The following is a 19,149-nucleotide window of genomic DNA, read 5'->3' as shown; positions in this document are numbered from 1 at the left end:
CTGCGCGGCCGGCCGGGTTCCTTAGACTGGCGGTGATGTTGCCGCGACTGACCCGGGCGAGCGCGCCCCTGACACAGGAAGTGGACGTGCTCGACGAGCACGGCCAGCCGCAGCGCGTGGCCATCCCGGCCGAGCGCGACCTCACCCTTTACGTGGACAAGCGCGAACTCGTCACGCTGATGACGCTGGGCGCGCACCCCGAATGGCTGGTGCTAGGTTACCTGCGCAACCAGCGGCTGGTGCGATCGGTCGACGAGGTCGAATCGGTCACCGTCGATTGGGAGGTGTCGAGTGCCGCGGTGAAGACCCGCGCCGGCATCGACCGCATCGAGGAGCGAACGGCCCGGCGCATCGTCACCACCGGCTGCGGCCAGGGTAGCGTGTTCGGCGCGCTGATGGACGAAGTGACCGCACTGCGCCTGCCGCCGGCCGTGCTCGGGCAGCAGGCCCTGTACGGCATCCTGGAGGCGATCCGCCACCAGGAGAGCACCTACAAGTCGGCCGGGTCGGTGCATGGCTGCGCGCTGTTTCGCGGCAGCGAAATGCTGCTGTTCGTCGAGGACGTGGGCCGGCACAACGCGATCGACACCATCGCGGGATGGATGTGGATGCAGGGGCTGGTCTCGCAGGACGCCGCCCCCGACGAGCCGCTGGTGTTCTACACCACGGGCCGGCTGACCAGTGAAATGGTGATCAAGTCGGCCCAGATGGGCGTGGCCATCGTCGTGTCGCGCAGCGGCATGACCCAGATGGGGCACGAAGTGGCGCAGCAATTGGGTCTGTGCACGGTCGGCCGTGCGCTCAACCGGCGCTTCCTGTGCTACACGGGCGCCGACCGCCTGCGCTGGCAGCCGCAACCCGGCTGAGCTCAGGGGTTGGCCGTACCTGAAGAGCCCATCTGCTGCACGGCAGCGGCCGCCGCCTGGTACCAGCGCGAAGTCGGCTGCAGGCGGTTCTTGGGACGCCGCATGCGCCAGTCCTCGTAGTCGGTGGTCACCTGGGCCAGCAGGCGGGGCAGCTTGTCCTGCAGGTGGACCGAGATGCGCGGCAGGCGCAGTGCGTCGTCTTCCGGCCGCACGCGCGAACTGACGATCGTGGTGGCCGTCGCGTACCCCGCCTCGCGCACCATCTGCGCATGTTCGCCGCGGTGCGCGCCGTACGGGTAGCTGAAGCTGCGCACCTCGACGCCCAGCGACTGCTCCAGGTCGCGCTTGCAGCCGGCGATCTCCTCGCGCGCGGTGTCGTCGTCGCACTCGCACAGGTTCACGTGGTTGCGCGTGTGGCCGCCGATTTCCATGCCGGCGGCCAACCATTCGCGCAGGTGCAACAGGCCCATCAGCGGCACGGCCGGCGCGCCCTTGGGGTGGTCCCACACGTTCGAGCCGCCGACCTGGCCGCTGACGATGAAGGCGGTGGCAGTGAAACCGAGCGCCCGCAGCACCGGCAGCGCCTCTTCGTAGTTGTTCAGGTAGCCGTCGTCCAGCGTGATGCCGAACACCTTGCCGGTCTTCTCGCCCTGCAGGTAAGGCCCGAGGTCGCGCATCGACATGCCCCGCCAGCCCAGCAGACGCAGCGCCCGCAACTGCCGGGCAAACCGGCTCGGCGGCAGCACCAGCGAGCGCACGGGCGTACCTCGTCGCGGCGGCCGGGCAGTCTGGTGGTACGACAGGATCGCGATCGGCCGCCGGGCCGTGCGCGAGCCCGATGCGGGCGGTCGGGTGTCGTGCTGCATGGCGTGCGTCAGCTCGGGTTTGGTGTGACAAATGTTCAACCAATGCACGAGGTTCTCTGTAGGACGCCGCCCCGCCGCTGCGTAGGCGTCACCTCGGGTAGTCCGTACGGGCCATGCATCACCGCCCACGAGGTGAAGGGGCCATGCAAACATCCCTGCAACAGGGCGCAACGGCAGTCCGATGGGAAGAACGCATGCTGGGTGGGGTGGAAGTTTGGACGGCGAGCCCGGACGGGCTCGGCTGCGGGGCATGCCAGGCGTTCGTGCGCCTGCTGGACCCGCAGGAGCGCGAGCGGGCCGCGCGGTTCAAGTTCGACCGCGACCGGCGCGCCTTCGTGGTCGCGCACGCCATGCGGCGCATGGCGCTGGGCCTTGCACTGGCGGTCGATCCGCAGGAGCTGCGCTTCGGCAGCGGGCCGCACGGCCAGCCGCTGCTGCTGTCGCCCGGCGGCGAGGACCTGCATTTCAGCCTGACGCGCAGCCGCGCGCTGGTGGCCTTCGCGCTGGACCCGCGAGCGCCGGTCGGCATCGATGCCGAGCCTTTGGGCGAAGGCCTGGACGCGGGCCTGCTGGCCCCCTACATGGACAGCGGGGCCCAGCCGCCGCAGGACGCCGAGGCCTTGCACGAGCACTGGACGGCGCTGGAAGCATTCTGGAAGGCGCGCGGCCTCGGGCTCGCGGCCGGCCAGCCGCGCATCGCGCTGCAGCCCGCCGGCGACGGCTGCTTCGACGTGCTGCTTGGCGAGGCGCGCAGCGCCACCGGGCTGGTGGTGATGCGGCTGCCGGCGCCAGCTACCCACGTGCTCAGCCTGGCTTGCCGGCCGGCGGCGCAGGTGCGCATGGTGGAGCTCGACTCGCTCGCACCCGCGCCGACGCTGCAACGGGAGCAGGAGCAGGCCCCGCCGGGCTGCGAGGGTCCTGACTGCGGTGTCGATGCGACGCCCCGCATCCTCATTTCGTCATCGTGAATCAAGAGGGACAGGGATGGATCAAATCAACGCAGTGTTCGTGGGAGACGGCAGCCTGCTGGTCCCCTGCGTGCAGGCCTGGCGGGATGCCGGTCACCAGGCGCTGGCCGTGGTGTCGGCCAGCGCGGCCAACCTGGAGTGGGCCGCCGGCCAGGGCATCGAAGCCGTGCGGATGGAAGCGGGCTGGGAGGCCGCGCTCGACGGCATCGCCTTCGACTACCTCTTCAGCATCGCCAACCTGCGCATGCTGCCGGCCGCGGTGCTGGCGCGCGCGGGCCGGCTGGCGATCAACTTCCACGATGCACTGCTGCCGCGCTATGCCGGGCTCAACGCGACGTGCTGGGCCCTGATGGCGCAGGAGCGCCTGCACGGCGTCAGCTGGCACGAGATGACGGCCCGTGCCGACGCCGGCCGCATCGTGCGGCAGGCCTCGTTCGAGGTCTCGCCGCGGGAAACCGCGCTCAGTTTGAACGCCAAGTGCTACGAGGCCGGGCTGGCCAGCTTCACGGCGCTGGCGCAGGACATCGGGTGCGGCGAACTGCGGCTGGCCGCCCAGCAGGGCGAGCGGCAGTACTTCGGCCGGCACCGCCGCCCGGCCGCGCTCGGCACGCTCGACTTCGGCCGCCCCGCCGCCGAACTCGCTGCGCTGGTGCGCGCCCTGGATTTCGGCAGCTACCCGAATCCGCTGGCCCGCGCCAAGCTGCTGGCGGGCGATCGGCTGCTGCTGGTGCGCGGTGCCGAGGCGACCGGCGCCGCCGGCGCCGCCGCGCCGGGCACCGTGCTGTCGGTGCAAGGCGATGCGGTTCGCATCGCTGCCGTCGATGGCGAACTGCTACTCACCGGCGTCGCCGGGCTGGAAGGCGAGGCCTGCGGGTTGAAGCCGGGCAACGTGCTGGGCCTGCCGGCTGGCGCCGCCGCGCAGCTGGCCGAACGCAGCGAGGCCATCGCGCGCGGCGAGCAGCACTGGACCGAGGTCCTGCACGCGGCCAAGCCGACGGAACTGCCGTACCCGCGCCGCAGCGGTGCCGAGGCCGATGCGTCGGCGCGATGCCTCGACCTGGGGGTGGCGCCGCATGGCGCCACCACGGTGGCCGCCTGCCAGGCCTGGCTGGCGACGCTGACCGGCCACCCCGAAGGCACGCTGCTCTACACCGACGGCGTGCTGGCCGACCAGGTGCGGGAGCTGCAGCCATGGCTGAGCGCCTGGGTGCCGCTGGCCCTGCGCACCGATCCCGGCGCGACCACGCTGCAGGCTGTGGGCGCCGCCGAAGCCGCCGTGGCCCGCGCTCGGGCCGCCGGACCGATGACCCGCGACCTGCCGCGGCGCCTGGGCGAGCGGCAGTCGCCGCTGCCCGCGATCGCCCGGGTCGCGATCGCGCTGCGCCACTGCGACCCCCCTGCCGGCTGCGAGCTGCTGGTGCGACCGGCGGCCGGCGGCGCCTCGCTCGAACTCGTGCTCGACGGCGCAGCCTTCGATGCGGACACCGGCCTGGCGATCGCCAGCCAGCTCGGTGCCTGGCTCGCGGCCTTCGCCGCGTCGTCCGGCCCGCTGGCCCGGTTGCCGCTGTTCGGCCCGGACGAGCAGCGCGAGCTGGACTCACTCAATGCCACGGCGGTGGACTTCGATGCCGGCGCCACGGTGCACCACGCCATTGCCGCGCAACTGGCACGCGCGCCCGGCCAGGTGGCGGTCGAGGGCGCCGGCCAAAGCCTCACCGGCGGCCAGCTCGACGAGCAGTCCAGCGCGCTGGCGCAGCGCCTGCTGGCGCGCGGCGTGCAGCCGGGCGACATCGTCGGCCTGTGCCTGCCACGCACGCCGCAACTGCTGGTGGCCGTGCTGGGCGTGCTCAAGGCCGGTGCGGCCTGGCTGCCGCTGGATCCGGAGTACCCGCGCGAGCGCCTGCAGTTCATGGTCGAGGACTCGCGCGCACCGCTGGTGCTGGTGAGCGCCGCCACCGCCGGCGCGCTGGCGTTGGACGCACGCCGCCTGCTGCACATCGACCAGGAGACGGATGCCGGGCCCGCGCTGCGCGAACTGCCGGCCGCCGACCCGCGCCGCGCCGCCTACGTGATCTACACCTCCGGCTCCACCGGCAAGCCCAAGGGCGTGGTGGTGACGCACCGCAACGTGGTCAACTTCTTCGCCGGCATGGACCAGCGGGTGCCGCTGCGCGAGGGAGCCCGCTGGCTGGCCGTGACGAGCCTGTCGTTCGACATCTCGGTGCTGGAGCTGTGCTGGACGCTGGCGCGCGGCGTCACCGTGGTGCTGCACGGCGACGACAGCGCCGCATCTGCCAAGCCGATCGAGTTCAGCCTGTACTACTTCGCCAGCGACGAGGCCAATGCCCCGGGCGAGCGCTACCGGCTGCTGATGGAAGGGGCGCGCTTCGCCGACCGCGAGGGCTTCGCCGCCGTCTGGACGCCCGAGCGCCACTTCCATGCCTTCGGCGGGCTGTTCCCCAACGCGGCGCTGGCGAGCGCGGCCATCGCCGCCATCACCTCGCGCGTGCAGATCCGTGCCGGCAGCTGCGTCGCGCCGCTGCACCACCCGATCCGCATCGCCGAGGACTGGGCCTTCGTCGACAACATCTCGCAGGGACGCATCGGCGTGTCGTTCGCCTCCGGCTGGCAGCCGAACGACTTCGTGCTGATGCCGCAGGCCTTCGACAAGCGCCAGGACGTCATGGTCGAGCGGCTCGACGTGGTGCGCCGGCTGTGGCGCGGCGAAGCCGTGGAGTTTCCGGGGCCCAAGGGGACACCGGTGTCGATCCGCACCCTGCCGCGGCCGATCCAGAAGGAGCTGCCGGTGTGGCTCACCGCCGCCGGCAACCCGCGGACCTTCGAGCAGGCCGGCACCCTGGGCTGCCGCCTGCTGACCCACCTGCTCGGCCAGAAGGTCGAGGACGTGGCCGAGAAGCTGCAGATCTACCGTGCCGCCTGGCGCAAGGCCGGCCACCCCGGCGACGGCCACGTCACCCTGATGCTGCACACCTTCGTCGGCCCCGACGAGGCCCGCACGCGCGAGATCGCCCGCGGCCCGATGAAGCAGTACCTGCGCAGCGCGGTGGACCTGGTGCGGCTGGCCGCCTGGTCGTTCCCGACCTTCGTCGAGCGCGCCTCCGCCAGCGGCAAGAGCCCGCTGGAGATCATGGAATCGGCGCCGCTGTCCGAGGCCGAGATGGATGCGCTGCTGGACCACGCCTTCGAGCGCTATTACGGCACCAGCTCGCTGATCGGCTCGCCCGAGCGCTGCCTGGAACTGGTCGCCCGGGTGCAAGCCGCCGAGGTGGACGAGATTGCCTGCCTGATCGACTTCGGCATCGCGCCGGACGAGGTGCTGGCCAGCCTGCCGCACCTGAAGGCGGTGATGGAGGCGGCGCAGGCCTCGCGCGCCGCGCCGCGCCGCGCCACCGTGGCCGAGCAGGTGTTGCAGCACGGCATCACCCACCTGCAGTGCACGCCCTCGATGGCGGCCATGTTGCTGGCCGATTCCGGCGGCCGCGCGGCGCTGGCCCGGCTGGAGGCGCTGCTGGTCGGCGGCGAGGCGCTGCCGCTGGAGATGGCCGCGCAACTGCGCGCCCAGGTGCCCGGCGCGCTGGTCAACATGTACGGGCCGACCGAGACCACGGTCTGGTCCACCACCTGCCAGCTCGATCGCGTCGAAGGCCTGGTGCCGCTGGGCCGGCCGATCGCCAACACGCAGCTGTCGATCCGCACGCCGGGCGGCGCCGAATGCCCGGCGCTGGTGGCGGGCGAGCTGTGCATCGGCGGCGACGGCGTGACCGACGGCTACCTGCACCGCCCCGAGCTGACCGCCGAGCGCTTCGTGCCGGATGCCGCGCAGCCGCATCGGCGCTGGTACCGCACGGGTGACCTGGTGCGGCGGCTGCCGGGCGGCACGATCGAGTTCCTCGGCCGGATGGACCACCAGGTGAAGATCCGCGGCCATCGCATCGAGCTGGGCGAGATCGAAAGCGTGTTGCTGCGGCAGGACGGGGTGAAGCAGGCGGTGGTGGTGGCGCGCACCAACAGCGCCGGCCAGCCCTTCCTGGCCGGCTACGTCTCGGCCCGCCCCGACGCCGTGCTGCAGGCGGGCGCGCTGCGCGAGGCGGTGGCCCAGGCCCTGCCCGAGATCATGGTGCCGCAGGCCGTGCTGGTGCTGCCGGCCCTGCCGATGACACCCAACGGCAAGGTCGATCGCAAGCTGCTGCCCGACCCGCGCGGCGGTGGCGCTTCGCGCGGCGCACCCGCGGCCGCCGCGCCGCTGGCGCCGGGCAACCCGATGGAGAAGACCATCGCCGCCATCTGGCAGGACGTGCTGGGACTGGCTTCGGTGGGCAGCACCGAGAACTTCTTCGACCTGGGCGGCCATTCGCTGCTGGTGGTGCAGGTGCAGCGTCGCCTGCGCGAGGCCACCGGCCAGGAGGTGGCGATCACCGACATGTTCCGGCTGCCGACCATCCAGGCGCTGGCGGCGCACCTGGCCGGCGGGGCCGCCTCGACCGCCGTGGCGCAGGGCCAGAGCCGGGCCCAGGCGCGGCGGATGCTGCGCAACCGCAACCTCCAGACCCAGTGAACGGACCCACCCGGGACAGACCTCGCCCATGAGTGAACCCCTGTCTTCCATTGAACCCGGCAGCATCGCCATCGTCGGCATGGCCGGCCGTTTCCCGGCGGCGCGCACCCCCGGCGAGCTGTGGCAGTTGCTGGCCGCCGGCCGCGAAGCCACGCAGTGGCTGACCGACGAGGAACTGCGCGCGGCCGGGGTCGCCGACGCCGAGCTGGCCGACCCGAACTACGTGCGCGCCAGCCTGGTGCTGCCGGACCTGGAGATGTTCGACGCCGAGTTCTTCGGCTTTTCCAGGCGCGACGCCGCCATCCTCGATCCGCAGCACCGCCACTTCACCGAATGCGCCTGGGAGGCGCTCGAGGACGCCGGCCACCCGCCGGAGACGTTCGACGGCGCCATCGGCGTGTTCGCCGGCTGTGGCATGCAGGCCTACATGGCCTGCAACCTGCTGACCAATGCGCAGCTGAAGCAGTCGGTCGGCCTGTTCCTGCTGCGCCACACGGGCAACGACAAGGACTTCCTGTCCACCCGCGTGTCCTACCTGCTGGACCTCAAGGGCCCCAGCATCGGCATCCAGACCGCCTGCTCGACCTCGCTGGTGGCGGTGCACATGGCCGCCCAGAGCCTGCTGGCGGGCGAGTGCGACATGGCGCTGGCCGGGGCCAGCAGCATCGAGCTGCCGCACCGCCAGGGCTACCGCTTCGCCGAAGGCGAGATCCTGTCGCCCGACGGTCACTGCCGGGCGTTCGACGAGAACGCCGGCGGCACCCTGTTCGGCAGCGGCGCCGCCGTGCTGGTCCTGCGCCGGCTGGAAGACGCGGTGCGGGACCGCGACAACATCTACGCCGTGATCCGTGGCTCGGCCGTCAACAACGACGGCTCGCAGAAGGCCGGCTACCTGGCGCCCAGCGTCGACGGGCAGGCCCGCTGCGCGGTGGAGGCGCTGGCGGTGGCCAACGTCGAGCCCGGCAGCGTGCAGTACATCGAGGCGCACGGCACCGGCACGCCAGTGGGCGACCCGATCGAGGTGGCCGCGCTGACCCAGGCGTACGGCGCCGGCGGCCAGGGCTTCTGCGGCCTGGGGTCGATCAAGACCAACATCGGCCACCTGGATACCGCGGCCGGCGCCGCCTCGCTGATCAAGGTGGCGCTGGCGCTGCGCCATGGGCTGATCCCGCCCTCGCTGAACTTCAGCCGGCCCAACAGCCGCTTCGAGATGGAACGCACGCCGTTCCGCGTGGTCGATCGCGCGCGCCCCTGGCCGCGCGGCGCACAGCCGCGCCGGGCCGCCGTCAACTCGCTGGGGGTGGGCGGCACCAACGCCCACGTGATCGTGGAGGAGGCGCCCGCCATCGTCTCGCAGGCGCCGCCGCAGCAGCCCTGGCAGGTGATCACGCTGTCGGCGCGCACGCCGTCCTCGCTGGAGCGGCTGAAGGCGCGCTGGAGCGATTTCCTGGCGCGGCCGCCGGCCGGCTTCGAGCTGCACGATGCCGCCTTCACCACCCAGGAAGGCCGGCGCGGGTTCGCGCACCGCTGCGCCATCGTCGCGCGCGACCTGCCACAGCTGGCAGCCGCGCTGGAGGCGCGCCAGTCGCCCCAGGTGGCCAGCGGCAAGGCCGGCAGCGTCGCGCCGGCGGTGGTGATGATGTTCCCCGGCGGCGGCGCCAGCTACCCCGGCGCCGGCCGCGGGCTGCTCGTGCAGCCGGCGTTCCGCGCGGCGATCGACGAGTGCTTCCGCCTGATGCCGCCCGACGCACCGTCCGACCTGCGCGCGCTCATGTTCGAGCGCGTGCCGGGCGATGCCGAGGCGGCGCGGCAGCTGGAGCAGCCGCGCTACAACATTCCCGCGCTGTTCGTGCTGGAGTACGCGCTGGCCCGCCTGTGGGAAAGCTGGGGCGTGCGCGCGGCGGCGGTGATCGGCCACAGCGCCGGCGAATACGCCGCGGCGGTGGTCGCCGGCGTCATGGGGCTGGCCGATGCGCTGGCCGTCGTGGTGCTGCGCGGGCTGCTGTTCGAGCAGGCACCGGCCGGCGCCATGCTGTCGGTGGACCTGGCCGAGGACGAGCTGCGTGAGCTGATGGCCGACCTCGAACTGGACGTGGCCGTGGTCAATGCGCCGGACCTGTGCATCGCCTCGGGCGCGCAGGCCTCGATCGACGAACTGGGCCGCCGGCTGGCCGGGCAGGGCCGCGAAGGGCGGCGCCTGCACATCAAGGTGGCCGCGCACTCGCGGCGGCTCGACGGCATCCTGGCGCGATTTGCCGAGGGTGTCGCGCGCATCCGGCTGTCCGAGCCGGCCATTCCCTTCATCTCCAACCTCAGCGGCGGCTGGGCCGATGCCGCGCTGCTGTCCGGCGCCGACTACTGGGTGCGCCACCTGCGCGAGCCGGTGCGCTTTGCCGACGGGCTGGCCGCGGTGCTGGCGATGGGCGATGCGGTGCTGCTGGAAGTCGGGCCGGGCCAGGGCCTGTGCGCGCTGGCGCGGCAGAACCTGCAGGGGCAGCCGCGCGCGGTGCTGCCGTCCACCGCCAAGGCGCAGGAGGCGGGCGACGACCTGCCGCTGATGCTCGCCTCGCTCGGTGCGCTGTGGGCCCGCGGCATCACGCCCGACTGGCCGGTGGTGCGCGGCGGCGGCGCGCCGCGCCGCATCTCGCTGCCCACCTACGCCTTCGACCACCAGCGCCACTGGATCGAGCCGGGCGATGCGCTGCCGGGCACGCGCGCCGGCGCGGGCGAGCCGCCGTCGCAGCGGGTGCACCGCCTGCCCCAGATGGACGACTGGTTCGGCGTGCCGCAGTGGAGCCCCGCACCGCTGCCGCAGCAGCCGGCGCCGGAGCCCGGCCGCCAATGGCTGGTGATGGGTGCCGACGACGCCTGCACGCAGGGCGTGCTGCGCCGGATCGCCGACGAGGTCGGGCGCTGCGTGCGCGTGCGCGCCGGCACGGCCTTCGCCGAAGCGGCGGACGGCTTCACGCTCGAACCCGGCGACCCGGCGCAGGTCGAGCGCCTGTTCGGCGCGCTCGAAGGCAGCGCCCGGCTGCCGGACCACATCGTGCACCTGTGGGGCCTGCAGGCGGACGGCAGCGATGCGCCGAGGGACCAGGCGCTGGCCTTCGACAGCCTGGTGAACATCGCCAAGGCGGTGCAGGCGCTGGACCTGCGCCAGCCGGTGCGGCTCGCCGTCGTGACTTCCGGCAGCCAGCGCGTCAACGGCGGTCCGGTCGAGCACCCGGTGCGGAACCTGGCGCTGGGCCCGGTGCGCGTGATCCCGCGCGAGGTGCCGAATCTCTCCACCGTGCTGATCGACCTGGACCCGCAGGATCTCGCGTCGGCCGCGGCCTGTCGCGCCGTACTGGCCGAGAGCCGGGCCGAAGGCGGCCCCGACCTGGTGGCCTGGCGCGGCGGCGCGCGCTGGGTGGCGCAACTGGTCAAGCTTCCTCCCGCTCCGTCCGTCGCGCGCGAGGGCGCGCCACAGGGCGCCACCGCGGAGCCCGTCGGTGCCGGCGCGCGGAGGCAGGACCCTGGCCGGTCCCAGCCCCGCCTGCGCGAGCGCGGCGTCTATCTCGTCACCGGCGGCCTGGGCGACATCGCCTTGGAGCTCGCCGCCTTCCTGGCGCGGCGCTGCCACGCCCGGCTGGCGCTGGTGAGCCGCCGCAAGCTGCCGGCGCGCAGTGCCTGGCCGGCACTGGCGGCGGGCGCCGAGCAGGGCGAGACGGCGCGGCTGCTGCGCCAGCTGCTGGCGCTCGAGGCGGCCGGCGCCGAAGTCGCCTGCTACAGCGCCGACGCGAGCGACCGCGCCGCCATGGCCGAGGTGGTCGCGCAGGTGCGGCGGCGCTGGGGCGCCGTGCACGGGGTGTTCCATGCGGCCGGCACGCTGCACGATGCGCCGATCGCCGCCAAGACGCCGGAAGCCCTGCGCCAGGTGCTGGCACCCAAGGCCGGCGGGGCGCAGGTGCTGCACGAGCTGCTGCCGGCCGGCGCGCTCGACCTGTTCGCGGTGTTCTCGTCCACCAGCGTCTGGCTGGGTCCGCCCGGCCAGGTCGATTACGTCGCCGCCAACGCCTTCCTCGACGCGCTCGCCGCCTCGCGGCCGGACGGCCTGTCGGTCCACTGGGGCATCTGGGCCGACAAGGGGATGGCGGCGCGCGCCTACGGCCGCACGGCGCCGCCTGGGGTACCGCACGCCGGCCATCCCCTGCTTGGCCTGCGCGCCGAGGGCGAGGATGGTCCGGCCTTCGAGGCCACGTACGACGCCCAGGACCTGTGGGTGCTGCGCGAGCACGGCGTGGCGGGGCGGCCGGTGCTGCCCGGCACCGCCTACATCGAGATCGCCCGCGCCGCCATGGCGCAACTGCACCCCGGCTGCGGCGTCGAGATCCGCTCGCTGTCGTTCGAGGAAGCCATGGTGTTCGACGGCGCCGGCCGGCGCGACGTGCGCATCGAGTTGCACCGCAACGCCGACGGCTACGAGTTCGTGGTGCGCAGCCGCGCCGATGCGCGCGACCGCTGGCAGGAGCACGCGCGCGCGCGGCTGGCGCGCTTCCAGGGCAGGCTGCCCGCGGCCCCGCAGGTGCCGCCGGGCGGCGAGTGGCGCCCTGGCGAACTGCCGCAGCAGGGCGTGGCGTTCGGCCCGCGCTGGCAGAACATCGAGCGCATGCAGCTGGCGGGCGACGCCGGCACGGCCGAGATGGCGCTGCCCGGGCGCTTTGCCGACGACCTGAAGGTCTTCGCGCTGCACCCGGCACTGACCGACGTCGCCGCCACCTTCGGCCTGCACCTGCTCGATGCCGGTCGTCGCCCGGACGACCTGTACGTGCCGCTGTCGGTGGACCGCATCCGCATCGTCGCGCCGCTGCCGCTGCGCAGCGTCAGCCGGGTGCGCCTGAAGCAGCCGGGCAAGGAGCGCTTTGCCGCCTTCGACGTCAGCCTGCACACGCCCGAGGGCGCGCCGGTCGCCACGTTCGAGGGCTTCAGCCTGCGCGGGGTCGACCCGCAGGCGATGTCGCGCCAGGCCAGCGGCCACGCGCAACGCGAACCCAGCCTGGCCGAGGCCATGCTGGCCTGCGGCCTGCGTACCGAAGAGGCGCCGCAACTGTTCGAGCGCGTGCTGGCCGCCGATGCCCGCGAGCTGGTGGTGTCGTCCATCCCGCTGTCGGCCGTCCAGCGGGCCATGAGCGAGGCCGCGCCGCGGCCGCTACCGCCGGTGGCTGCGTCGCGCCCCCCGGCCGCCTCGGCGGCGCAGCTCAACCCGGTCGAGTCGGTGATTGCCGACGCCTGGCGCGAGCTGCTGGGCGTGGAGGAGGTCGGCCGCGACGACGACTTCTTCGCGCTCGGCGGCCACTCGCTGGCGGCGGTGCGGCTGTTCGCGCGCATCCGCAAGCAGTGGAACGTCGACCTGCCGCTGGCCACGCTGTTCCAGGGCTCGACGCTGGCCGGGCTGGCGGCGCTGGTGGCGCAGGCCGGCGACCTGGACACCCGCCTGCCCAGCGCGCCGGCGCCGTCGCCGTCGCCGGCGCCCGCACCCGCCTCCAACGTGATCCAGCTGCCGCGCGGCTGGTCGCCGCTGGTGGCCATCTGCCGCGGCGCGGCCGCGCGCCGGCCGCTGTTCTGCGTGCACGGCGCCGGCGGCAACGTGCTGAACTTCAAGGTCATCTCCGATCGGCTCGGTCCGCAGCAGCCCTTCTACGGGCTGCAGGCGCAGGGGGTCGATGGGCGGCTGCCGCCCCTGTCCAGCGTGGAGGCGATGGCGGCCCAGTACGTGGAGGCGATCCGCAGCGTCGATCCGGTGGGCCCGTACCGGCTGGCGGGCTACTCGGGCGGCGGCGTGATCGCCTACGAGATGGCGCAGCAGCTGGTGCAGGCCGGCGCGGGCGTCGAGACCATCCTGATGATCGACACGCTGGCGCCGACCGCGGCCCTGCGCAAGGTGCCGCTGCTGCAGAAGCTCTGGCTCAAGCGGCACTGGACGCTGGCCTTCGCGCTCGACTGGCCCAGCCGGCGCCGGCGCGCGCGCGTGATGCAGCGCTCCTACCAGCTGGCGCTGGAGAAGCTGGCGCGCGGCGAGCCACTACCGCCGGAGCTGGTCGACTTCCACCTGTTCCGCAACTTCACCGATGCGCAGGCGCAGTACCGGCCCCAGCCCTACGCCGGCGAGGTGGTGCTGTTCCGGGCGGCGCAGGCCGAGACCCTGTACCTGTACGCCGGCCCCCGGCTGGGTTGGGACGAGCACGTGACCGGCGAGATCCGCCTGACCGAGATCGCCGGCTCGCACTTCAGCATGATGTCCGAGCCCGGCATCTCGGAGGTGATCGAGGCGTTCCGGCGTGAATTGGCGCGGCTCGACGGCGACGAGCCGACCGGGCACTCCAGGGGTTCCGGGCGGACCGGGCCACGCGAGGTGTCGCCGCACGGCCTGAGCCCGGTGGCCTGAGCGGCGCCGACGCCGCGGCGCCTGGTTTGCTAAGGTGCGTGCCATGCGGAGTTCCTTTTGGCGCCTGGGCTGGCGCACCCTGTGGCGCGACCTGCGCGCCGGCGAACTGCGGCTGCTGATCGTGGCCGTCACGCTGGCCGTGGCGGCGCTGACCGCGGTGGGCTTCTTCGCCGACCGCCTCAAGGGCGGGCTGGCCCGCGACGCGCGCCAGCTGCTGGGCGGCGACGCCGTCGTCGCCAGCGACAACCCGACCCCGCAGGCCTTCCTCGACCGGGCCCGTTCGCTCGGCCTGCAGGCGGCCACCAGCGTGCTGTTCCCGACCATGGCGCGCGCGCCAGACGAGCGCGGCGGCGCGGCGCGGCTGGTCGCGCTCAAGGCAGTGGAGCCGGGTTATCCGCTGCGCGGCCAGCTCACGGTGGCCGCCGGCGCCGACCGGCCGGGCGCGCCGACGCGCGAGCTGCCGGGGCCGGGTGAAGCCTGGGTCGACCGCGCCCTGCTGGAGGCGCTGGCGCTGGCGCCGGGCGACACGCTGCTGCTGGGCGATGCCAGCCTGCGCATCGGTCGCGTGCTGCTGCTCGAGCCCGATCGCGGCACCGGCTTCTCGAGCTTCGCGCCGCGCGTGATGATCCGGCAGGCCGACCTCGCCGCCACCCGGCTGGTGCAGCCGGCCAGCCGCATCACCTGGCGCTATGCCGTGGCCGGACCGGACCGGGCGGTCAAGGCTTTCACCGCGTTCGCCGACGAACAGGTGAAGCAGCCCGGCGTGCGCGGCGTGCGGGTCGAGTCGCTGGACAGCGGCCGGCCCGAGATGCGGCAGACGCTGGACCGGGCCGAGAAATTCCTGAACCTGGTCGCGCTGCTGTCGGCGCTGCTCAGCGCGGTGGCGGTGGCGCTGGCCGCGCGCGGCTTCGCGGCCCGCCACCTGGACGATTGCGCGATGCTGCGCGTGCTGGGGCAGCCGCAGCGCACCATCGCCCTGGGCTACGCGGTGGAGTTCGGCCTGGTCGGGCTGGCGGCCAGCGTGCTGGGCGTGGCGCTGGGCTATGCCGTGCACTTCGTGTTCGTGCTGCTGCTGTCGGGGCTGGTGGAGACCGCGCTACCGGCGGCCGGCGGCTGGCCGGTCGCCTTCGGGCTCGGCATGGGATTGACGCTGCTGTTCGCGTTCGGCCTGCCGCCGGTGCTGCAGCTGGCGCAGGTGCCGCCGCTGCGCGTGATCCGGCGCGACGTCGGCACCCTCAAGCCGGCCTCGCTGGCGGTGCTGGGCCTGGGCGTGCTGGGCTTCGCCACGCTGCTGCTGGCCGCCAGCAGCGACCTGCGGCTGGGCGCCATCGCGGTGGGCGGATTCGCCGGCGCGGTGCTGCTGTTCGCGGTGCTGAGCTGGGCGGCGGTGAAGCTGCTGCGGCTGTCGGTCAACGAGGCCACGGCGCCGCGCTGGCTGGTGCTGGCGACGCGCCAGCTGTCGGCGCGGCCGGCCTACGCCGTGGTGCAGGTCAGCTCGCTGGCGGTGGGTCTGCTGGCGCTGGTGCTGCTGGTGCTGCTGCGTACCGACCTGGTGTCGAGCTGGCGCCAGGCCACGCCGCCGGATGCGCCCAACCGCTTCGTCATCAACGTGATGCCGGAGCAGGGCGACGATTTCCTGCAGGCGCTGCAGCACGCCGGCGTCCAGCGTTTCGACTGGTACCCGATGATCCGCGGCCGGCTGGTGGCGGTGAACGGCCGCGAGGTGGGCCCGGGCGACTACACCGAGGACCGCGCCAAGCGCCTGGTCGACCGGGAATTCAACCTCTCGCACGCGGCCGCCGCGCCGCCGCACAACCAGATCGTCGCCGGCCGCTGGCAGCCGGAGGAGGCCGGGGCGGCGAGCGTGGAACAGGGCATCGCCGATACGCTGGGCCTGAAGCTGGGCGACGAGCTGCGCTTCGACATCGGCGGGCTGCCGGTGCAGGCCCGCATCACCTCGCTGCGCAAGGTCGACTGGGGCTCGATGCGCGCCAACTTCTTCGTCATGTTCCCGGTCAGCCGCATGGCCGACGTGCCGTCCACCTACATGGCCGCCTTCCGCGCGCCCGAGCGCAAGGGCTTCGACAGCGCGCTGGTGCGCCAGTTTCCCAACATCACCAACGTCGACATGAGCAGCACCATCGACCAGGTGCAGGGCGTGCTGGACAAGGTGGTGCGGGCGGTCGAGTTCCTGTTCGGCTTCACCCTGGCCGCCGGCCTGGTGGTGCTGTTCGCCGCCGTCACCGCCACCCGCGAGGAGCGGGCGCGCGAGTTCGCCATCATGCGGGCGGTCGGCGCCAGCGGCGCGCTGCTGCGGCAGGTGCAGCGGGCCGAGCTGGCCGGCGTCGGCCTGCTCGCCGGCCTGCTGGCCAGCGCCGTGGCGGGCGTGGTGGGCTGGGGGCTGGCGCGCTGGGTGTTCGAGTTCCAGTGGACCGCATCGCCGCTGGTGCTGCTGGGCGGCGCGCTGGCGGGCGCCGTGCTGGCGCTGGCCGCCGGCTGGTGGGGCCTGCGCGAAGTGCTGCGCCGGCCGGTGGTGGAGACGCTGCGCAGCGCCGCGGAGTAGCCGCTGCCGCGGTCGCATCGCCAGGCCCATCCGTAGAATCGCCCGCCAACGACGGGGGCGACATGGATGACTGGACCGACGGCTACGTGGCCGACCTGGAGTACACCCACGGCTACTACTCGGAGCTGAACCCGCAGCGGGTGGCACTGGCTTTCCTCAACGCGGGGCTCGCCGTGCCGGCCCTGCGCAACGCCTGCGAGCTCGGGTTCGGCCAGGGACTGAGCATCAACCTGCATGCCGCGGCGGGCGGCGCGCAGTGGTGGGGCACCGACTTCAACCCTTCGCAGGCGGCGTTCGCGCGCGAGCTGGGCAGCCATGGCGGCAACCCGGCGCTGTTCGACCATGCCTTCGACGAGTTCTGCGCGCGCACCGACCTGCCCGAGTTCGACTACATCGGCCTGCATGGGATCTGGAGCTGGGTGTCGGATGACAACCGGCGCGTGATCGCCGACTTCATCCGCCGCAAGCTCAAGGTCGGCGGCGTCGTCTACGTCAGCTACAACACCATGCCGGGCTGGTCGGCCATGGCGCCCTTGCGCGGCCTGCTGACCGCGCACAGCGAGCAGATGGGCGCCCCGGGCATGGGCCGGGTGCAGCGCATCGAGGCTGCGCTCGAATTCGCCGACCGGCTGCTGGCGGCCAAGCCGGGCTACGCGCTCGCCAACCCCGGCGTGGCCGAGCGCCTCAAGCAGCTCAAGGCGCAGAACCGCAACTACCTGGCGCACGAGTACTTCAACCGCGACTGGGCGCCGATGTCGTTCGAGCAGATGGCCGGCTGGCTGGAATCGGCCAAGCTGGGCTTTGCCTGTTCCGCCAACCTGCTGGACCACGTCGAGCAGATCAACCTGACGGCGCAGCAGCGCGAGCTGCTGCGCGGCATCCCCGATCCGGCCTTCCGCCAGACGGTGCGCGATTTCTGCGTGAACCAGCAGTTCCGCAAGGACTACTGGGTCCGCGGCGCGCGCCGGCTGAGCCCCGGCGAGCAGGCCGAGGCGCTGCGGGCCCTGTCCTTCGTGCTGGCGCAGCCGCGCGCCGACGTGCCGCTCAAGGTGCAAGGCAGCCTGGGAGCCGCCGCCATGCAGGAGAGCGTGTACGCGCCGGTCCTCGATGCCTTCGGCGACCAGGCACCGCACACGCTCGGCGACATCCACGACCGGCTCGGCAGCGGCGGCATCACGCTGGCCCAGCTCACCGAAGCCGTCATCCTGCTGGTCGGCAACGGGTCGCTGTTTCCGGCGCAGGACGAAGCGGGCATCGCCCGTGCGCGACCGGCCGCGCAGCGCATCAATGCCTGGCTGTGCTCCCGGGCCCGCAACGCGGCCGAGGTGCAGTACCTGGCCAGCCCGGTCACCGGCGGCGGCGTGCACGTGCCGCGGTTCTCGCAGCTGTTCCTGGCGGCCGCGCGCGACGGCAACCCCGCTCCCGCCGAGCTCGCGCGGCAGGTCTGGCGAACGCTGGCCGCGCAGAACCAGCGCATCGTCAAGGACGGCCAGGCGCTGGAGAGCGAAACGGCCAACGTGGCCGAGCTGGAAAGCCAGGCCCGCACCTTCGTCGAGTCGCAACTGCCGGTGCTGCGCGCGCTCGGCATCGCCTGAAGGTCACGCGACCTGCCCCTGTGCCGGCATGCCGAAGAGTTCCCGGCGGCTGGCTCGGCGCTTCGGCCTACACGCCGGTCGGAAGCGGCCGAGCCACAAGTCGAGGCTCAGCCTGACGGCGCTGGCTCGGCGGTTCGACCATGCTGACCGTGGGGCCGGTCCTTGGTTACGGTCCCAGCCATGGAGGTTCTTCGCCCGGCCGCGCGCCGGGCGTTTTTTCGGGTGCGGGGAGCCTTGGTGCCGGAGCCCGGAATCGAACCGGGACGGTGTTGCCACCGGCAGATTTTGAGTCTGCTGCGTCTACCGATTTCGCCACTCCGGCAGCGTTGAAGAGCGCAGCAAAAAATTATGGCACAGTGAGGCGATGGACCCGCGCAGCTATCCCACCATCGAAGACGCGATCGGAAACACCCCCCTCGTCGCCCTGCAGCGTATCGGCGAACCCGGCAACCGGCAGCGCGGCAACGTCGTGCTGGGCAAGCTGGAGGGCAACAACCCGGCCGGTTCGGTGAAGGACCGCCCGGCGTTGTCGATGATCCGCCGGGCCGAGGAGCGCGGCGAGATCCGGCCGGGCGACACGCTGATCGAGGCGACCTCCGGCAACACCGGCATCGCGCTGGCCATGGCCGCGGCGATCCGCGGCTACCGCATGGTGCTGATCATGCCGGAGGACCTGTCGATCGAGCGGGCCCAGACCATGAAGGCCTTCGGCGCCGAGCTGGTGCTCACGCCCAAGAGCGGCGGCATGGAGTACGCGCGCGACCTGGCCGGCAACATGGCGCGCGAGGGCAAGGGCCGGGTGCTCGACCAGTTCGGCAACCCCGACAACCCACGCATCCACTACGAGGCCACCGGGCCCGAGCTGTGGCAGCAGACCGGCGGGCGCATCACCCACTTCGTCAGCGCCATGGGCACCACCGGCACCATCACCGGCGTCTCGCGCTACCTCAAGGAGAAGAACCCGAAGGTGCGCGTGATCGGCGCGCAGCCGGCCGAGGGCTCGCGCATCCCCGGCATCCGCAAGTGGCCCGAGGCCTACATGCCGCGCATCTACGACCCGACCCACGTCGATGAGACGGTGCTGGTCAGCCAGGACGATGCCGAGGAGATGTGCCGCCGGCTGGCGCGCGAGGAAGGCATCTTCGGCGGCATCTCGGCGGCGGGCGCCTGCTGGGTGGCGCAGCAGATCGCCGAGCGGGTGGAGAACGCGACCATCGTGTTCGTGGTCTGCGACCGCGGCGACCGCTACCTGTCCACCGGCGTGTTCCCGGCGTAAGCGCGGGCGGACGGA

Annotated in this window: 8 protein-coding genes, 1 tRNA gene and 2 pseudogenes; 9 read left to right on the top strand and 2 right to left on the bottom strand. The window is 73.1% G+C overall.

Going from position 1 to position 19,149, the window contains the following annotated elements; genetic code table 11:
- The first annotated feature begins 35 nt into the window (after positions 1-35).
- Positions 36-866 carry a formate dehydrogenase accessory sulfurtransferase FdhD gene (locus tag PE066_RS07410; RefSeq protein ID WP_271235914.1) on the top strand — a complete coding sequence of 277 codons (831 nt, stop codon included), beginning with the start codon at positions 36-38 and terminating at the stop codon, positions 864-866.
- Between the two features lie 2 nt (positions 867-868).
- Here the strand turns inward: PE066_RS07410 and PE066_RS07405 are convergent, their stop codons facing one another.
- Positions 869-1,780 carry a polysaccharide deacetylase family protein gene (locus PE066_RS07405; RefSeq protein ID WP_271235913.1) on the bottom strand — a complete coding sequence of 304 codons (912 nt, stop codon included), beginning with the start codon at positions 1,778-1,780 and terminating at the stop codon, positions 869-871.
- 158 nt (positions 1,781-1,938) lie between these two features.
- Between PE066_RS07405 and PE066_RS07400 the strand changes: the two genes are divergently transcribed.
- The 7 genes and pseudogenes from PE066_RS07400 (at position 1,939) to PE066_RS07380 (ending at position 17,858) form a co-directional block, all read left to right on the top strand.
- Entirely contained in the window at positions 1,939-2,700 is a 762-nt protein-coding gene (locus PE066_RS07400; protein ID WP_271235912.1) for a 4'-phosphopantetheinyl transferase family protein, read from the top strand.
- Between the two features lie 16 nt (positions 2,701-2,716).
- The gene (locus PE066_RS07395) at positions 2,717-7,276 is read left to right on the top strand and encodes a MupA/Atu3671 family FMN-dependent luciferase-like monooxygenase (protein WP_271235911.1); all 4,560 of its coding nucleotides are present in this window, start codon (positions 2,717-2,719) and stop codon (positions 7,274-7,276) included.
- A gap of 28 nt (positions 7,277-7,304) precedes the next feature.
- Positions 7,305-12,260 (top strand): annotated as a pseudogene (locus PE066_RS07390) (type I polyketide synthase); the annotation flags it as partial.
- A gap of 285 nt (positions 12,261-12,545) precedes the next feature.
- Positions 12,546-12,662 (top strand): annotated as a pseudogene (locus tag PE066_RS21460) (phosphopantetheine-binding protein); the annotation flags it as partial.
- Between the two features lie 57 nt (positions 12,663-12,719).
- Complete coding sequence (locus PE066_RS21455) at positions 12,720-13,700, top strand: thioesterase domain-containing protein (protein WP_440480599.1); 981 nt, start codon at positions 12,720-12,722, stop codon at positions 13,698-13,700.
- A gap of 43 nt (positions 13,701-13,743) precedes the next feature.
- Complete coding sequence (locus tag PE066_RS07385) at positions 13,744-16,263, top strand: ABC transporter permease (RefSeq protein WP_271235909.1); 2,520 nt, start codon at positions 13,744-13,746, stop codon at positions 16,261-16,263.
- A 62-nt stretch (positions 16,264-16,325) separates the two neighbouring features.
- Complete coding sequence (locus tag PE066_RS07380) at positions 16,326-17,858, top strand: class I SAM-dependent methyltransferase (protein WP_271235908.1); 1,533 nt, start codon at positions 16,326-16,328, stop codon at positions 17,856-17,858.
- A gap of 235 nt (positions 17,859-18,093) precedes the next feature.
- On the opposite strand, the gene PE066_RS07375 is transcribed toward PE066_RS07380, so the two are convergent.
- Positions 18,094-18,180, bottom strand: a tRNA-Leu gene (locus PE066_RS07375).
- Between the two features lie 42 nt (positions 18,181-18,222).
- Between PE066_RS07375 and cysM the strand changes: the two genes are divergently transcribed.
- Entirely contained in the window at positions 18,223-19,134 is a 912-nt protein-coding gene (gene cysM, locus PE066_RS07370; RefSeq protein WP_271235907.1) for a cysteine synthase CysM, read from the top strand.
- Positions 19,135-19,149: the final 15 nt, after the last annotated feature.

It is taken from the genome of Ramlibacter tataouinensis (assembly GCF_027941915.1).
Classification (GTDB): Bacteria; Pseudomonadota; Gammaproteobacteria; order Burkholderiales; family Burkholderiaceae_C; genus Ramlibacter; species Ramlibacter tataouinensis_C.
This window is presented reverse-complemented; position numbering and strand designations above follow the sequence as displayed.

Excerpts from the sequence above, each read along its gene's own strand:
- PE066_RS07385 (WP_271235909.1), top strand. The coding sequence starts at position 13,744 with ATGCGGAGTTCCTTTTGGCGCCTGGGCTGGCGCACCCTGTGGCGCGAC.
- PE066_RS07395 (WP_271235911.1), top strand. The coding sequence starts at position 2,717 with ATGGATCAAATCAACGCAGTGTTCGTGGGAGACGGCAGCCTGCTGGTC.
- PE066_RS07380 (WP_271235908.1), top strand. The coding sequence starts at position 16,326 with ATGGATGACTGGACCGACGGCTACGTGGCCGACCTGGAGTACACCCAC.
- PE066_RS07410 (WP_271235914.1), top strand. The coding sequence starts at position 36 with ATGTTGCCGCGACTGACCCGGGCGAGCGCGCCCCTGACACAGGAAGTG.
- cysM (WP_271235907.1), top strand. The coding sequence starts at position 18,223 with ATGGACCCGCGCAGCTATCCCACCATCGAAGACGCGATCGGAAACACC.